Source organism: Geoalkalibacter sp. (assembly GCF_030604225.1).
GTDB lineage: Bacteria > Desulfobacterota > Desulfuromonadia > Desulfuromonadales > Geoalkalibacteraceae > Geoalkalibacter.
Genome location: NZ_JAUVWH010000077.1, coordinates 1 through 15,339, shown reverse-complemented (window position 1 = coordinate 15,339; position 15,339 = coordinate 1). Strand labels below are relative to the sequence as shown.

15 protein-coding genes, 1 pseudogene and 1 riboswitch are annotated in these 15,339 nt (G+C 61.9%); of the genes and pseudogenes, 6 read left to right on the top strand and 10 right to left on the bottom strand.

What is annotated here, in order from left to right:
• From QAT43_RS09560 to truC, 4 genes are all read right to left on the bottom strand, one after another.
• Window positions 1–929 (bottom strand): endonuclease/exonuclease/phosphatase family protein (locus tag QAT43_RS09560; RefSeq protein WP_305042838.1); only part of this gene is annotated, 929 nt, incomplete at its 3' end.
• Between the two features lie 110 nt (window positions 930–1,039).
• Window positions 1,040–1,384, bottom strand: a complete 345-nt coding sequence (locus tag QAT43_RS09555; protein WP_305042837.1) for a hypothetical protein — start codon at window positions 1,382–1,384, stop codon at window positions 1,040–1,042.
• A gap of 62 nt (window positions 1,385–1,446) precedes the next feature.
• Window positions 1,447–2,370, bottom strand: coding sequence for a hypothetical protein (locus tag QAT43_RS09550; protein ID WP_305042836.1), 924 nt, complete (start codon window positions 2,368–2,370; stop codon window positions 1,447–1,449).
• 209 nt (window positions 2,371–2,579) lie between these two features.
• Complete coding sequence (gene truC / locus QAT43_RS09545; RefSeq protein ID WP_305042835.1) at window positions 2,580–3,341, bottom strand: tRNA pseudouridine(65) synthase TruC; 762 nt, start codon at window positions 3,339–3,341, stop codon at window positions 2,580–2,582.
• Between the two features lie 132 nt (window positions 3,342–3,473).
• Here truC and QAT43_RS09540 point away from each other — a divergent pair, with 132 nt between their 5' ends.
• From QAT43_RS09540 to QAT43_RS09530, 3 genes are all read left to right on the top strand, one after another.
• A complete protein-coding gene (locus QAT43_RS09540) occupies window positions 3,474–4,364 on the top strand; it encodes a radical SAM protein (protein ID WP_305042834.1) in 891 nt (296 codons plus the stop codon).
• Between the two features lie 59 nt (window positions 4,365–4,423).
• Window positions 4,424–5,005: a SprT family zinc-dependent metalloprotease gene (locus tag QAT43_RS09535; RefSeq protein WP_305042833.1), complete on the top strand. Its 582-nt coding sequence runs from the start codon at window positions 4,424–4,426 to the stop codon at window positions 5,003–5,005.
• 87 nt (window positions 5,006–5,092) lie between these two features.
• Entirely contained in the window at window positions 5,093–5,461 is a 369-nt protein-coding gene (locus tag QAT43_RS09530; protein ID WP_305042832.1) for a hypothetical protein, read from the top strand.
• A gap of 87 nt (window positions 5,462–5,548) precedes the next feature.
• Here QAT43_RS09530 and QAT43_RS09525 read toward each other — a convergent pair whose 3' ends face one another.
• Complete coding sequence (locus tag QAT43_RS09525; protein ID WP_305042831.1) at window positions 5,549–6,433, bottom strand: ATP-binding protein; 885 nt, start codon at window positions 6,431–6,433, stop codon at window positions 5,549–5,551.
• Between the two features lie 217 nt (window positions 6,434–6,650).
• Between QAT43_RS09525 and QAT43_RS09520 the strand changes: the two genes are divergently transcribed.
• Window positions 6,651–8,468, top strand: a complete 1,818-nt coding sequence (locus QAT43_RS09520) for a gamma-glutamyltransferase family protein (RefSeq protein ID WP_305042830.1) — start codon at window positions 6,651–6,653, stop codon at window positions 8,466–8,468.
• A 130-nt stretch (window positions 8,469–8,598) separates the two neighbouring features.
• On the opposite strand, the gene QAT43_RS14865 is transcribed toward QAT43_RS09520, so the two are convergent.
• The gene (locus QAT43_RS14865; protein WP_442900235.1) at window positions 8,599–8,880 is read right to left on the bottom strand and encodes a hypothetical protein; all 282 of its coding nucleotides are present in this window, start codon (window positions 8,878–8,880) and stop codon (window positions 8,599–8,601) included.
• Between QAT43_RS14865 and QAT43_RS14860 the strand changes: the two genes are divergently transcribed.
• Window positions 8,853–9,716 carry a transposase gene (locus tag QAT43_RS14860; protein ID WP_442900234.1) on the top strand — a complete coding sequence of 288 codons (864 nt, stop codon included), beginning with the start codon at window positions 8,853–8,855 and terminating at the stop codon, window positions 9,714–9,716. The genes QAT43_RS14865 and QAT43_RS14860 overlap by 28 nt on opposite strands.
• A gap of 96 nt (window positions 9,717–9,812) precedes the next feature.
• Here QAT43_RS14860 and QAT43_RS09505 read toward each other — a convergent pair whose 3' ends face one another.
• Window positions 9,813–10,484 (bottom strand): hypothetical protein, encoded by a 672-nt coding sequence (locus tag QAT43_RS09505; RefSeq protein ID WP_305042827.1) that lies wholly within the window; start codon window positions 10,482–10,484, stop codon window positions 9,813–9,815.
• A 248-nt stretch (window positions 10,485–10,732) separates the two neighbouring features.
• Window positions 10,733–10,820: riboswitch (cyclic di-GMP riboswitch) on the top strand.
• Between the two features lie 197 nt (window positions 10,821–11,017).
• On the opposite strand from QAT43_RS09505, the gene QAT43_RS09500 reads away from it, so the two are divergent.
• On the top strand, window positions 11,018–13,192 hold the full coding sequence (locus QAT43_RS09500; RefSeq protein WP_305042826.1) for a hypothetical protein: 2,175 nt from the start codon (window positions 11,018–11,020) through the stop codon (window positions 13,190–13,192).
• A gap of 147 nt (window positions 13,193–13,339) precedes the next feature.
• Here the strand turns inward: QAT43_RS09500 and QAT43_RS09495 are convergent, their stop codons facing one another.
• From QAT43_RS09495 to QAT43_RS09485, 3 genes and pseudogenes are all read right to left on the bottom strand, one after another.
• Complete coding sequence (locus tag QAT43_RS09495; protein ID WP_305042825.1) at window positions 13,340–14,239, bottom strand: rod shape-determining protein; 900 nt, start codon at window positions 14,237–14,239, stop codon at window positions 13,340–13,342.
• Window positions 14,240–14,281: 42 nt separating this feature from the next.
• Window positions 14,282–14,698, bottom strand: coding sequence for a GreA/GreB family elongation factor (locus QAT43_RS09490; RefSeq protein WP_305042824.1), 417 nt, complete (start codon window positions 14,696–14,698; stop codon window positions 14,282–14,284).
• Between the two features lie 283 nt (window positions 14,699–14,981).
• A pseudogene (locus tag QAT43_RS09485) lies at window positions 14,982–15,339 on the bottom strand (aldehyde ferredoxin oxidoreductase C-terminal domain-containing protein); the annotation flags it as partial.

Genomic DNA, 15,339 nt, shown 5'->3' with positions numbered 1-15,339 from the left:
GCCATCTGCCGGTAGGGGGGCGTCAGCACAAAGGCGCCGAAGTCGTGGAGGAAATTATCCTGGGACGAGGAATTGAAGTCGCCGCCCACCAGGATGGGCACCTGCAACTCGGCGGCTAGCACCTCAATAATCTCCACCAGTTCCAGCGCCTGCAGGGACTGATAGAACCCGACGGGCAGGCCCTGGGCCATGCCGAGTTCCCTGACCTCCAGGTGCGTGTTGACAAACACCAGGGGCTGGCCGTCGAACAGGATGTAGGCGGCGACCAACCCGCGCTCGATGACGATGGGGTTGGCGGGATCAGCCGGATTGGGCAGGACCGGCGGGTTGGGGATGGGCAAAAAGGAGATATCCAAACCGTAGTTGCAGCCGTCCCACTCGGGCAGGGTGCGACACAGGCCGGTCAAATCGACGGGTGAGGCCGCCACGTCCGCGCGCCGCAGGATGACATCACGGTCGATGACGCGCACGGTCCCCTCGCCCAGCATGGGCAGGGTCAGGGGTATGGCGATGTCGGTATTTTTCATGGCCGCCACCAGCTCATACACCACCCCCCGGCTCTGCAAGGCACTCAGCAGTTCGTCGAGAAAATCGACGAAAGGAAAGGGAGGACCGAAGTTCTGATCGTTGAAGGTGAAATCGTACACCTCCTGCAGACCGACCAAGTGCGGCTGCTGCTCGGCGATTTCCGCGGCCAGGGCCGCGACGCGCTCGCGGTAGCTTGCGGCGGCAATCCCCAGGGCGGCCTGGGCTTCACCGATAAAATCGGGGGCCTCGGCCACGGCGAGAAGATCCAGACCGATGTAGAGATTGCGGGTCATGACCCGCAGATCCTCCTGCTTGGCAAAACCCTGGCACGGCGCCAGCAGGATCGTAAGGAGAACAACCAGCCCGTACAAACGCGCCTTCCGACAAACCAACCTTTTCATGGACGCCTCCCTGGGATGAATGGTGCAGGACAAATCTGATCAATAGCTGAACAACCTTTGATTTCGTCCTCCCTTCTGCCTTTCTGTGTTGGATGTCGCGCCCTGCGGATTCAGGGTGTGCGAAAGCGATAATAATTCTCTGGGCCAACGCTGGTGCTCTCACAAGCATCGGGCGCTGCGGGGACAAGAGAAAATGCCCAGGGTGTGCAGGCGACCCGTTTTCCCAGAGAAAAACAAGCGCGGAAACTCCAAAAATACGCCCCCTGGGGTTTGAGCGATTCCTCAAGTTGGTGCGCCACGGCGGGAAGCGCGGTACGCTCATACACCAGCTGGCCTTTCTGGCCACCAATCACCTCCCAGATGCGCAAATCGTAGCGAACATGCTCGGCCGGCTCTCCAAAATGCTCAACCAATCGCGCCTGCCTGACCTCGTCGGGAAATGGTTGCCACTCCAAGCGTGGCTGCCTTGAAAAAACAGTCGGCCACACCTGGGTGGTCAATGGGAAAAAGTCGATTTTCAGCGGAGGCTCAACCGGACAAAGCCAGCAGCATCCATAATCATGGGTTCCCGGAAATGCCAGGAGCCAGAATCAATGGGCAAATCGTAGCTGAGGAAAAGGGCATCGACAACGTCCGCGGCCAGACGCTCAAAGGCCGAATCCAGCTCGGCATGAAGCGCCGCAGGCGACAGGGCGCGCCACTCGGAGTAACGCCGGATGGTTCCAGATAGTCGAAACTCGCGGCGATAATCCACATTCCGACGCTCTGTATCGGTTATGCGGGTCGAGGCGTTAAGTTCCAGACCAAGCAGGGGATCCGCGCCTTGTACACCGATGCCGCGAAAATTGCAGCCTGTGAGCCTGATGGTAAGAACTTTCTGGTAGCCTCGGGCGGCGAGAAGGCGTAATTCAGAGTCGCTCAGGCTTTGCTCCGTGCCTTCCCGATCCACCATTTCAAGAATCGGCCCGCCCATCTCCGCACTCCGCTTCAAGACTCTGCGCGACAAATCAAGTTGCGAAACAATCTCGGCCAGCCGCTCCTCGACAAAGGCTTCCATCTCCGCACCGACCTGAGAGGATGAGGCATCCATGCTACCCTGAATCGCGCCGACGGTGCCCCCGACCACCACGGATATGGCCAGATAAAACAACAACGCCGCGCCGCAATACTCGCCAGAACAACTGCCCCCGCCCAACCCCTGAAGCATTCCGACGATCCCCTGCCCAGCGCCTTTGAGCGCCCCCTCGGACTTGCTCCTGGCAAAGACCTCGAGCGAAATGTCAACCTCCGAAGGCTCGGACAACAGGGCGATCCGTTGTTTTTGGAGCTGTTCGTGAAGGCCCAGGGAAGGAGGTTTGGCCATGCAGCCCCATGAGCTCATGGCCAGGGATAGACAGAGAATAATTGCCAGAAGGCGCTTGATAAACCTGGGCTGGGCCATGACCGGTTCTGTCTTTCCGTAAACAGTAGCAACAGATCGGCGGCCGCGTGGGCATGTCCTAGGGCACCAGGCAGCACAGCCTGACTTTCCACCAGAGGTCGGCATGCATCAACCTCTCACCTTGGTACCAGTATAGGGGCAACCCCCGAAGACTCAAGCAGGCAATCTATCGGAAAATCTGGCCGGTGCGGGGGATTTTTCAGGCAAGCTCAGGTGGTTCCCCTGGACAGAAAACGCTCCGGCACGGCCGTGCGCCAACCCAGGGGATCAAGCAGGCGGGCAAAACTGTTTTCCAGGGGTGCGGTCAGGGTCAAGAGGCGAGGGTCGGCGGGATGGGGCAGACGCAGTTCGACGGCCGCCAGCAGCAGGCGCCGGCAGGCGAAGTGGTCGCGGAAGAAGCGGTTGTGGCGCCCCTCGCCGTACTTGGTGTCGCCGATGAGAGGATGGCACAGATGTTTGAAATGACGGCGCAGCTGGTGCTTGCGCCCGGTTTCGGGCGCGGCCTGCACCAGGGCGTAGCGGCTGGTGGGATAGCGCCCCACGGCGAAGGGCAGCTCCGCCGTCGCCAGGGTGCGAAAGCGGGTGCGGGCCGGCTGCGGGTCCTTGCCGGCGCGAGCGCGAGGGTCGTCGTGGCGATCGTATTCCTCGCGCAGGGGGTGGTCGATGAGGCCCTCCGCCGGGGGCAGGCCGCGCACCACGGCGAGGTAGGTTTTTTCAACCTGATTCGCGAGAAACGCCTGCCCCAGGGTGCGGGCGACGGCGGCATCGAGGGCGAAGAGCAGCACGCCCGAGGTGGGCTTGTCGAGGCGATGGACGGGGAACACCCGCCGACCGAGCTGATCGCGCACCAGTTGCAGGGCGAAGCGCGTTTCGTGGCGGTCGATCCAGCTGCGGTGCACCAGCAGACCGGCGGGCTTGTGCACGGCCACCAGGTGCTCGTCCTGATAGAGAATGGGAAGCGCGTCGGACATGGCAGGACGATGGGCGATTCACGCGCCGCTGTCAAGGGGCGAAACGCCCGTCCGCCGCCCGTGAGAACCTGTTGGGCCACGCCGCCCGGCTGTGCTAAGGTAGGGACCATTCTTCGCACCGAGGCAGATTGCATGTACGGCTATTTCGACTACGACCATCCCTTGTTTCGCCCGCCCAGCGAGGCGCACAGCCTGATTTTCCAGATCACCCTGGGCTGCTCGCGCAACCGCTGCACTTTCTGCGGCATGTACAAGGACAAAGTCTTTCGCCTGCGGTCGGCGGCGGAGATCCACGCCGAGATCGCGCGCATCCCCGCCACCCATCGCTCCGGGGTGCAGCGGATTTTTCTCGCCGACGGCGACGCCCTGATCTATCCCCAGGAGGGGCTGCTGGACATCCTCGCCGCCCTCAACCGCGCCTTTCCGCGCCTGACGCGCATCGGCAGCTATGCCTCGCCGGTCAGCCTCGCCGGCAAAACCACCGACGAGCTCAGAGCCCTGCGCGAAAACAAGCTGCGCATCCTCTATTTCGGCCTGGAAAGCGGCGACGACCCGACCCTCGCGGCCATCGACAAGGGCTACGCGGCCGCGGACCTGCTTGCCTTCTGCCGCAAGGCGCAGGAGGCCGGGATGAAGCTTTCGGTGACCGCCATCCTCGGCCTGGCCGGTGCGGAGCGCTCCCTGGAGCACGCCCGCGCCACGGCGCGATGGGTGACGGAGCTCTCGCCCGAGTATTTTTCCCTGCTGACCCTCTTTCACCGCCACAACGACGACTTTCTGCGCGGCATCACACCCCTGAGCCGCGGCGGCATTCTCGAGGAGGTCCGCGAACTGCTCGACCATCTCGCGCCTCGGCGCACCATCCTGCGCTCCAATCACGTCTCCAACTTCCTGCAACTGGCGGGCAGCTACCCCAAGGACCGCGAGCAGCTCATCGCCCAGGTCGAGGCGGCCATCGCGCGCGCTCGACAGCATCCCCGCTGGTACGCCGAGGTTCCGGATTACCGCGAGGAGATTTACTGAGGCCGGTGCGTGTTTGCCCGTCTCGCCGCAGCCTGCCGCCAAGGATTTTCAGGATTGCCATGAACAAGATGTCCACGCCCCCTGGTTCCCAAACCCCCGAAGAGGCCATGCGCCTGATCCGCCAGGCCGTGCAAGACGCCTGGAGCCAAGCCTGTCGGCATTACGGCCTCGGCGCGCTGCCCGAACCGACACTCGACTTTTCCCTGCGCGGCAGGATGGCCGGCCAGGCGGGCTGGCGGGTCAGGTCCCTCGGCCGGAAGAAGCAGGCGCAAGACTTCCGCCTGCGCTTCAACCTCGAAGCCTACGCCCTGCATCCCGCCGACATGCTCGACGACACCGTACCCCACGAAATCGCCCATCTCATCGTGGTGGCGCGCTTCGGGCCAGGATGCAAACCCCATGGCCCCGAATGGCGGGACGTCATGGAGGACTGCTTCGGCCTGGCGCCGCGCCGCACCCATCAGTTGGCCCTGACCCCGGCACGCACCGTCGAGCGCTGCTTCATCTATGCCTGCACCTGCCGCGAGCACCAGCTCACCAGCATCCGCCACCAGCGCATTCGCCGCGGCCGGCGCATCTACACCTGCAAGGCCTGCGGCGCGGTGCTGCGCTTCCAGGAAGAGCTGCCCGATCCCATTTGACTTGCCCCCTGACAGTGATAGACCTGTACCTAGGGAAAAGCCCGAAATGTTGTGGGAATCAGAATCGTCGGAAACAGGGAGGAGCAGATGAACGCAGCGAAGTGGTGGGTACCGGTGGCGGTCGGAGTCATGCTTCTGGCGGGTCAGCAGGTTCTGGCCGCCGGACAGCAGCGCATGCAGCAGCAGATGCAGGAGATGCAGCAGACGCAGGAGCAGATCTACGGCAGCCAGATGATGAGCGCCGAGGAGCGCGCTGAGTATCAGAACCGCATGAAGGCGGCACAGAATGAGGAGGAGCGCGAGCGCATCCGCGCCGAGCATCACGAGAAGATGAAGCAGCGTGCCAAGGAACAGGGCATCAGCCTGCCCGATGAGCCGCCGCAGAAAGGCATGGGCAAGGGCATGGGACCGGGGGGCGGCATGGGCGGCCAGGGCCCCGGCAAGGGACGTTACTAATACATGATCCCTCCGGGGTTTTCCCCGCCGTCGGCCCCAATCGCGAAGGGGCGGGTTGTCGCAACAACCCGCCCCTTCTTTTCATCCCTACGCAGCCAGCAGGTACTTGCCCACCCAGTTCTTCGAGAACTGAAAGGCGGTGCGGCCGCAGCGCTTGCTCTTGTCGTGGCTCCACTTGATGGCGGCCATTTCCACATCCATGCTCCAGGGTACCTCGCGCCCGAGCTTCTCGCTCCAGCGCTCCAGGCAGAATTTGACCGCCTCGAGGTAGCGATCCTGGGAAAACACATGAAACGGCACCCAGAGACCGAAGCGGTCGGAGAGGGAGCTTTTCTCTTCCTGGATTTCGCTTTGCTGCAGCTCGCCCTTGACGTACTTGCCGCCGAGGTGGTCGCCGTCGTATTCGGGCAACAGGTAACGGCGGTTGGAAGTAACGTAGATCAGCACGTTTTCCGGCGCCGAGTACACCGAGCCGTCCAGGGCGCTCTTGAGCATCTTGTAGGAAAGCTCGCCGGTCTCGAAGGTCAGATCGTCGCAGAGCATGATGTAGCGGTAGGGCTGATCCTCGATGGCGGCGAAAATCTCGGAGATGTAGATGAGATCATCCTTCTCCACCTGGATGACGCGCAGCCCCTGGTCGCCGAACTCGTTGAGCAGCGCCTTGACGATGGACGACTTGCCCGTGCCGCGTGAGCCCCAAAGCAGGGCGTTGTTGGCCGGCAGCCCCTTGATGAACTGGCGGGTGTTGTTGACCATGATTTTTTTCTGCTCCTCGACGCCGATCAATTGGTCGAGGCGCGTGGTGTCCGTCACCTTGACCGGCTCCAGGTAACCGGAAAAGGAGTGCCGACGCCAGTTGGCGGCGTAGCAGGTCTTCCAGTCGATGGGTTTGACCGCCTTGGGCAGCAGCATTTCCACGGAGCCGAGCACCCGCTCGAGCTGCGCGACGACTTCAGGCTTGAGGTTGATCATGGACAGGTCTCTCTTTCACGAACCGAGATTCGGATGGGGTGCGCGGACCAAAGGCCGCGGAAGCTGTGCATGGGATTGAGCGGAGCGGGGGTCTTTTCGCGGGGAAACGAACCTGCCGGGGCACTGCACAACCGGGGAAAACAAGCCGTTTGTATACGTCAGTTGGGCGCGTTTTGTCAATTGAAAGGGCGAGGGATTGATGAAGACGGCACGAAGGATGAGCATCCAAGGATTGCTGATCGCCCTGACCCTATGCTTCACCGGCGCCTGCGCCCGACCGGTGCCGACGGAGACCGCCCTGCCGACCGCCGTCACGACCACCCGGGAGATGGTGGTCACGGCACACCCCCTGGCGACGCAGGCGGGGGCACGGATCCTTGAAATGGGCGGCACGGCGGTCGATGCCATGATCGCCGCGCAGGCGGTACTGGGGCTGGTTGAGCCCCAGTCCAGCGGCCTCGGCGGCGGCGCCTTCGTCGTCTATCATCAGACAGAAACGGGCCGAACGATCACCGTCGATGGCCGGGAAAAGGCGCCCCAGGCGGCGCGGGAAGATCGGTTTCTGATCCAGGGCCGCCCCATGGAGTTTCACCATGCCTGGCAGAGCGGTCTATCCGTCGGCGTGCCCGGCGTGCCCAGACTGCTGGAACACCTGCACCAACGCTACGGTCGACTGCCCTGGTCCGAACTGTTTGTCCCGGCCCGGACCCTGGCCCGCGAGGGATTTCCCCTCACGGCACGCACCAGCGCCCTGGCTTCCGACTTGCTGGCCAGAAATTCCTCCTGCGCCGAGGATGAGCGGTTGTTTTTCCGCGACCCGGCGGCCTTCGCCTACCTCGTCGAGACCGAAACCTGCACCGCCAAGCCCGCCGGAACCTGGATGCGCAACCCGGCCTATGCCGAGACCCTCGAGCGCCTCGCCGCGGAGGGAGCCGACGCCTTCTATCTTGGCCCCCTGGCCGAAGCCATCGTCGCCGCGGTCCAGGGCGACCGCCGGATCCCCGGCGACCTGACCGCGGCGGACCTGGAGAACTACCAGGTGGTCGAACGTCCTCCGGTGTGCGTCGCTTTTCGCGGCCACCAGGTCTGCGGCATGGGGCCACCCTCCTCCGGTGCCCTGGCCGTGGGGCAGATTCTGCGCTTCATGGAACTACGCTCCGATCTGCTGGGAACAAGCCCGCTGGATGTCGACAGCGTGCATCTTTTCACCCAGGCCATGCGCCTGGCTTTCGCCGACCGCAATCTCTATGTCGCCGACAGCGACTTCGTCAAGGTGCCGGTGGCCGGGCTGCTCGACGAAACCTACCTCGCGGCGCGCGCCGCGCTCATCACCCCGTGGGACATGGGCAGCGCCGCGCCGGGGATGCCGCCCGGCGCCGAAGAGACGCATGCCGCCGAGAATGTCGCGCCCAGCCAGGGAACCAGCCAGATCTCCGTCCTGGACCGCTACGGCAACGCCCTGTCCCTGACCTCGTCCATCGAAAGCGCCTTCGGCAACGGCGTCATGGTTCAGGGGTTTTTCCTCAACAATCAGCTCACGGATTTTTCCTTCGCGCCCCGGGATGCCGCCGGCCGGCCCCTGGCCAACCGCGTGCAGCCCGGCAAGCGCCCCCGCAGTTCCATGGCGCCGACCATTGTTTTGGCTCCTGACGACCGGGTGGCGCTGGTGACCGGCTCGCCGGGCGGCGCGCGCATCATCGGCTACACCGCCCAGTCGCTCCTCAACATCCTGGCCTTTGGCCTTGACCCCCAGCAGACGATCCAGGTGCCGCACATCATAAACCTCAACGGCCAAACCGAGCTCGAAGCCCCGCTCCCCGGCGTCACCCTTGATTACGACGTCCAAGCCCTGGCCACCGCGTTGATGGCACGCGGCCACAGCGATCCGGCGGCCGCGCTGCAAGAGCGTTTGGTGGACATCGTCGCGCACACCAGCGGCTTGGCGATCATCCAGGTCGTCAGATCCGCCACGGGGCAGGCTGTCCTGATCGGCGGCGCCGACCAGCGACGGGATGGAGCGGTGGGGGGACGGTAGGGCTTGCGGGTTCTGGCGGTGTCAGGCAAAACAAAAGGGACAGGCTGGAATGGCGCTAGTTTAAGGTCTCTTGCCATAGAAAAGCACCTGAAAATATTGGCTATAAATGGCATAATGGGCCATGAAAAATTCACAGCCAATGTTCCCGGGTTTCCACCTCCAGACCCTTCGCCGCAAGCCCCGTTCGGAGCAACAGAAACTTGCCGAAAGGCTGGCTTTGTTGCAACGGAAGACGTTCAAGCAAATCGGCGAGGTCTTTGAAAAATTCATCCCCCGGCAGCTTCTCAAGCCAGAGAAAGAGGGGGCCATGAGTCGCAGAAGGCTTTTCTCCAAGGAGAACACCTTCTGGGCTTTCTTCAGCCAAGTGCTCGATGCCGATGGCGGTTGCAAGGAAGTGATCCGCAAGCTGCAATCCTATGCCTCTCTCAAGGGAATCACGTTCCCTTCGTCCTCGACCTCTTCCTATTGCACGGCCCGCAAGAAGCTCGATATCCAGACGCTCGCCGAGATTTTCGGCCATACGGCTGGTCATCCGGAAGGAGGGTCGGAGATCGGTCGGCTGAACGGCCGACGGGTGATCGTCGTCGACGGAACGGGAATCAGCATGCCGGACACTTCTGCCCCCGGTATACGGACAAACTTTCGTATTCAAAAGAGGAGTGGGAGCAACTTCCGGAAGATTTAACCTTACGCCAGATCAAGGTCACGGTTCCCTATCCGGGCTTCAGGGTTCAGCACTTTTATATCGTCACCACGCTTCTGGATGCCGCGCGCTATACCGCTGGAGAACTTGCCGACCTTTACTTCCAACGCTGGGATGTCGAGCTGTTCTTCCGCGACATCAAGACGACCATGGGGATGGACGTCCTGCGGTGCCAGACGCCGGACATGATCCGGAAAGAAGTCTTGATGCATTTTATCGCCTACAACTGTATCCGGCGGTTGATGGGTGAGGCAGCCAAGGCGACGGACCTTGCAGTCCGGCTTGTCAGCTTCAAGGGAAGCCTCCAGGCGTTGCGCAACTGGGAGCCCCATTTGAACCAGGGGAAGTTGAACAGGACAGAGCGTGCCAGGCTTATCGCCGACCTCCATGAGGCGATAACCGATACCCCGATCCGACAACGTCCGGGGCGAAGTGAACCCCGATGCCGTAAGCGACGAGCGAAAAATTACGAGCTGATGACCCGTCCACGGCATGAAATGAAAGAGACTCCTCACCGAAACAGATATCGTGCTGAAGCTGCTTAAACTAGCGCCATTCATGACAGTCTCCTTTGTGAGGGTGAATCTACCAGGGAGCAATTTTTCCCCCTTTTTTGCCTGGAATGCGCGGCCTGCGCCTGGTCAGAAGCACGCAAACTTGTCGGCCGCTTTTTTCGTGAACACGATATCCAGGGAAACACCGCACCCACCCGAACCGCACGACCACTCCTCATTGATCCAGATCGGCTTTTTGCCGGGAACCTCCACGACAAACACCTCATTGCCGCTGGAAATCGAGTCCGGCTTGCACCGGTAATGGCGAGAGGGCAACTGGGTTTCCAGGCTCTTCAGCAGCATGCCGCCGCCAAGCTCCCCGCCCGTAAAAGTATTAAGGATCACGCGGGTAAATCCGCCACGCGGCCCCAGAAGAATAATGTTCCATTTGCCGGGGACGACATTTTTCTCCAGAATCTGGTGCGTGGGTTTCTCATCGATGTCAAGGACCGCCTTACCGACGCGCCGATAGGGGTAACCGGCTTTATGTTCCTCGGGAGTGGCTTCCTCAATACCCGTCGTCGCCCAGGTGATCGGCGAGCCGGGTTGCGCGCCCCAGGACCAGTCACCCAGGGCCTCCGCTTCCCCCTGCGGCGGCATCAGCATTTCGATGAGCTCCACCATCTCGATGGAGGTTGTCCCCGCGGCGAAGGTTCTTGCTCCGCCAAGGGCAGTCAGGGCAACTGCGAGAAAAATCATGGCCGAAAGCCTGGGAACCAGACGGCGGTCGCCATGTCCATCCCAAAATTTTGTCGACATAGGGCCTCCATGCAATGTCGGAACGGTTCAGCGCGCAAAGATTCGCGCTGAACCGTATCCATCTGGAGATACCTATATCACCGAAAAATCACCCTTCAAGCGAACAGCCTGGGTCGGTCATTCTCCGCCGGCGAAATCAGACTTTTTCCGCACCTGCCCTCGCAATGAAAAATCGACAGGGACAAGAAGAGCGCGGCAAAAGATGACTTGCTTAGTATTAAATTGGTGCTATGAATTTAACCAAGCATCCATGAAAAAGCCAACCCTGCCGCAAGACAGGGACGGAAAGCGGCGGATCTTACCTCCTCACTCCTCAAAGATGGCCGAGCTACCAAAGGATGATTCGATGATTCGTCCTGGCATGTGGCTCGGCCGTTTACCATTCTTATCCAAGCCCGCTTCACGCCAGAAGTTCGCGTTGGGCGTTCTCTGCGGACCAGCCCCTCCGAGGGTTGTCAACAAGGACCCGACGATCCTGACAAATCATCGCTTCGCGCATGAGGTTACAACCCATTACGGCAAGGAGTTCCGAGATGAACACACAATTCCATGCCAACGGCTTCACCAGGATCGCCATCGTCTGCCTTCTGGCGCTGTTATTGCTTCTCGCCGGCTGCGGGCGCAGCGAGGAAACCTCGCCGGGCGGGTCCGCGGCAAGTGACCAACCCGTCAAGGGCCAGGCACTGAGCAAAGCCGGCCAGATCACGGGGATCTGGTTTCGGATGACCGAGGGCGACCTTTTCGGCATCGAGTTCCTGAAAGACAACAAGGCGCTGGTGACTCTCGAGGTACAGGTGGCCCTCAGGGGCTCAAGCGGCATCATGGTGAGCTACAACATTCTCGAAGGCGGCCGACTCAGCCTGACCACGCCCGATGGTGAAACGATAATTTACGACACCAGCCTGGCCGGAGACCAACTCGAACTCAGAAGCCAGCGCGGCGTTCAAGCCACCGAGGTCCAGCGCTTTCGGCGCTTGAAACCCGGGCAAACACTGGCGCAAGCATTTGAGGAAGAGAAAGTTGCCAAAGCCCTTGCACGAAAGAAGCGAATCGAGGCTTTGGATGCGTTTTTCAGCCAGCCCGGGCTCGTACTCGGCGTGCGCGACCCACAGCCCACCAGCCCGCCGATGCTCGCCCTGATCCTGGGAGAAACCGACACGGGAATGCCAGCGGGGAGCCAACCGTCAGGGGGATTTTCCGGCAAGGCCGTGCATGACAACAGTCCACCGGTATTGGCGCGCATCGAAGGCGCGCTAGTGGAAAATCGCACTGGAGACTTTCAGTTGAACGTGCAACTCGGTCAGCAACTTGAACCCGTAACAACCCGTCCTAGCGCAACCCAGGGCCAGTTTGTCCTGGAAATCAGCGGCGACGACAAGCGGCCCCAGATCGCGGGTAGGGTCTCTTACGGACAGGGCCGGGATTTCGAGCTTGAACTTCGTCAAGATCAGAAAATGCACGCCCAGATCGTTAAAAAATTCAAGGATGAAAAGATGCGGGTTGCCGCCCTGCAAGAGTCGATCAACAGCCTGCTCAAGGATTACGCCCTGCTGAGCGGCCGCTCGGCTTCACCCTTGCAGCACGAACCCAACGGCAGCAGCGATCAGATCTTGCTGTTGCGCGATGAGCGCTCCGGAAACCTGGGCGGTGAAATAACCGTCACCAACAACCACACAGGCAGCCTCCAGATCCTGCCGATCAGCCGCGCAAGCATCATGGTCGAGGGGGATAAGGCGTTGCTGTTGTTGGAAGCAATCGGTCGGCAATACACCCTGGAACGGGATTCAGCAACGGGTCAATTCACCGGCTACTGGGCCCAGGGCATCAACCTGCCGGGGTACGCCGCAACCTTGGAACTGGCCGAGGCGCTGGATCGCGCAGCTCTCAATGAACGCCTCGACGCTCAGCGCAAGGCCTTGGCGCGCATAAGCCCAGAGGACGTCTTTCAAGGTTTCATTCCCCATTGGCCCAACCGCGAACCCAACCCCGTGTCCCTGAAACTGAACATCGATCAGAGCGGAGCGGTTCAAGCAAGCGCCTTCTACCCGATGTTCAAGTCGACGGTGACGTTTAAAGGCCAGGTACGGGAATCCGCGAGCGGCCCCTTTATCGAGTTGCGCTTCCTCGACATTCCAGCTAGTCCCGGCGCACGCATTTCGACAAACATGTTCAGCATGCAGATTCGCAATCAGGTGTGGGAACTGCGGGTCAGCGACGGCGGTTCATCCCCGCAGCTCGCGGGGCGGCTGAAACTCGGCGGCAGCGGCAGCTTTGAGCTTAAACAGAGCGATGAACAGTGGCAGGCGCTGCAACGCACGCTGTACCACGAAGCACTCAACGAAAGCCGCCGATTTATCATGGTCCACCCCGATCCGGGTAGAAGGGAGCCCGCATATATCGAGCTCAAACTGGATGCGGCAAGCCAACGTATTTCCGGGGTGTATTTGAACCCGGGCGTGAGAATGACCGGCGTGACCGACATGCGCCGCGCGGTCTCGGGAGACCTCAGGGACATGGAAGGATGGCTGGTGCTGCACCTCACCATGGAACAACCCGTCGGTGCCCGCAATCGGACAACGGATGAGATGGACTTGCTGGTGCGCAGGCACGAGGACAAAATCCTTCTCAACGGCGTTGAGTATCCAACGCCGACCGGTTCGCATAGCCCAAGGATCGACTATGTCGAACTGGCTTATGCGCTACCCTGAAACCAGGGTAGCGCATGAAGAGCTTTGAACACGCAGCGGGGTCAGGCTTGGCATATTGCCATTTCTCATGACCCCAACGGCACCCTACGCAACGGGCCAAACCAAAGGGACAGGCTGGTTTTCTTGGGGAAAACCAGCCTGTCCCTTTTATGCGGACGCAGCCACCATGGCGTGCAGACCGAGGATGACGGCGGCGAGGGGATTGGGGGCGGTGCGAACCGGGATGGCCGTGGCTTCGGACAAGCGCCGGGCCATGCCCGGCAGCATGGCGCCGCCGCCGGTGAGAAGGATGCCGCTTTCGATGATTTCGCAGCCGGGTTCGTGGGGCAGGCCACGCAGGAAATCAGCGATGGTGGCGAGGATTTTTTCAGCCACGGGCGCCAGCATGGCGACCAACTCCGTCCGTGCCAGGGTCAGTAGTGCCGCGGCGTCCAGCGCTGAGGGGCAGAAGTCCAGGGTTGCGGGACTCGTGTTGTCATCGTCGAGACCCACCGCAATCAGGATGCGTTCGGCGGTGGCGGAATCGACGCGAACCCCGTGGGTTTCGAGAATCCCGCGGCGGAGCTGCTCGCGCAAATCGGCGCAGCCGATCCGCAGGGCGCGTGCCGCGAGGATTCGGCCGGCGCGAAAAATGGCGCAATCGGTCACGCCCTCGCCCACATCGACAATCATCTGCGCATAGGGGGAACTTAAGTCCACGCCCGCGCCCAAGGCGGCGGCACGCGGCTCGGGCACCAGTTCGACCTCGGCCGCGCCGGCGGCGCGCAGGGCGCGACACAGGGCGGCGCGTTCCTCGTCCCGCGCGTCGGTGGGCACACCAACCAACACGCGAGGACCGAGGATTCCCCATCTATTGAGCTTATCCAAACATGGGCGGAGCAGCGCGCTAACGCCCTCGGGGTCGGCAACGACTCCCTGGCGCAGCAGTGCCCCGGCTCCGACCAAGGTTTCGATGCCCTCCCCGTCTGTGGCCACCCGGATGAACGCCGTCCCGACATCGATGGCGACCCTTGGCCGCCAGGCGCGCAGCGGATGAAAAGAAGCCATGGCAATCTCCCTTGCCGGACGGGCCGGCCAAGTCTTGCGGGCCTAAAGGTGATAATGGCCGGCGGCCTCGGGCTGATAGAGAATCTCTTCAATGCGGATCTTTTTCATCCCCGATTGGACTTGCCATTCCACAACATCGCCCTGCGCGAAGCCAAGAATCGCCATGCCGATGGGTGAGGTCACGGACATCCGGCCCTGCGCCAGGTCGGCGCTCCCGGGCAACACCAGGGTCACCTCCATCAGGCGGTCGCTGTCGAGGTCGCGCAGCCGCACCCGGGAATTGAGGGTGACGATGTCCCGCGCAACCTGGCGGGACGCGACGATGCGGCCCTTGCCCAATTCCTCGGCCAGGGCTTCCAGGCCCTCACGCTTGCGCGCGGGCAGATGCCGCGCTCCCTCAAGCAGATCCTCGATTCTTTCCACATCGTAATCGGTGAAAGTCAAAGGTCGTTCGTTCATGGTCGTTGAGCCTTTCCTTGGAGTTATCCGCCCCGGGCACACCAGGGCGGGATTTAACACACTGAAAAAACATAAAAAAAGGCCACGGAGCTGAAAATCCGTGGCCTGGCGAAAACGGGTTGCTTGGGTGATCAGGATATTCGGTCAACATCCGTCCTTGCAAACCCCGATGCCTGCGGCCGGCCGCCGATGCACCAGGGGCGAATTTACGCCGTATGCTTGGGTATGTACGCAGAAAAGAGTCGTCATGGTGCGGCAACCCTAGCAGAACGCGGCGCGGGAATCAAGCCGGGTCGGCGTGAAGCGCCGCTCCCATCTCCGCGGCAAACGGCTCCAGTTCCGCCTCGAACACCGCCCACACGCGCCGCGCGAGTTCATCGAAAAACTCGCGCGTGGCGATGCGCGGCACCCTGAGGTGGGGGTTGGGATCGTCGAACACCTCGGCGGGCAGGGCATATTCCTCGCGACTGTAGCCTTGGCGCAGTTCCAGGGCCAGGCCGCGCAGGAAGGCGCGGCGCACGGCGGCGCGCAGCTCGGCGGTGCTCACCTCCAGGCCGAGTTCGCTCTTGAGGCAGGTCTGGACCATCTCGGTGCCGATGCCCTTGGCGATGTCGAAGAACTTGCACAGGCCGATGAGGTCG

What these genes read in the sequence shown, in the direction of transcription:
- QAT43_RS09550 (WP_305042836.1), bottom strand. Translation starts at nt 2,370, where the DNA reads ATGGCCCAGCCCAGGTTTATCAAGCGCCTTCTGGCAATTATTCTCTGT.
- truC (WP_305042835.1), bottom strand. Translation starts at nt 3,341, where the DNA reads ATGTCCGACGCGCTTCCCATTCTCTATCAGGACGAGCACCTGGTGGCC.
- QAT43_RS09540 (WP_305042834.1), top strand. Translation starts at nt 3,474, where the DNA reads ATGTACGGCTATTTCGACTACGACCATCCCTTGTTTCGCCCGCCCAGC.
- QAT43_RS09535 (WP_305042833.1), top strand. Translation starts at nt 4,424, where the DNA reads ATGAACAAGATGTCCACGCCCCCTGGTTCCCAAACCCCCGAAGAGGCC.
- QAT43_RS09530 (WP_305042832.1), top strand. Translation starts at nt 5,093, where the DNA reads ATGAACGCAGCGAAGTGGTGGGTACCGGTGGCGGTCGGAGTCATGCTT.
- QAT43_RS09525 (WP_305042831.1), bottom strand. Translation starts at nt 6,433, where the DNA reads ATGATCAACCTCAAGCCTGAAGTCGTCGCGCAGCTCGAGCGGGTGCTC.
- QAT43_RS09520 (WP_305042830.1), top strand. Translation starts at nt 6,651, where the DNA reads ATGAGCATCCAAGGATTGCTGATCGCCCTGACCCTATGCTTCACCGGC.
- QAT43_RS09505 (WP_305042827.1), bottom strand. Translation starts at nt 10,484, where the DNA reads ATGTCGACAAAATTTTGGGATGGACATGGCGACCGCCGTCTGGTTCCC.
- QAT43_RS09500 (WP_305042826.1), top strand. Translation starts at nt 11,018, where the DNA reads ATGAACACACAATTCCATGCCAACGGCTTCACCAGGATCGCCATCGTC.
- QAT43_RS09495 (WP_305042825.1), bottom strand. Translation starts at nt 14,239, where the DNA reads ATGGCTTCTTTTCATCCGCTGCGCGCCTGGCGGCCAAGGGTCGCCATC.
- QAT43_RS09490 (WP_305042824.1), bottom strand. Translation starts at nt 14,698, where the DNA reads ATGAACGAACGACCTTTGACTTTCACCGATTACGATGTGGAAAGAATC.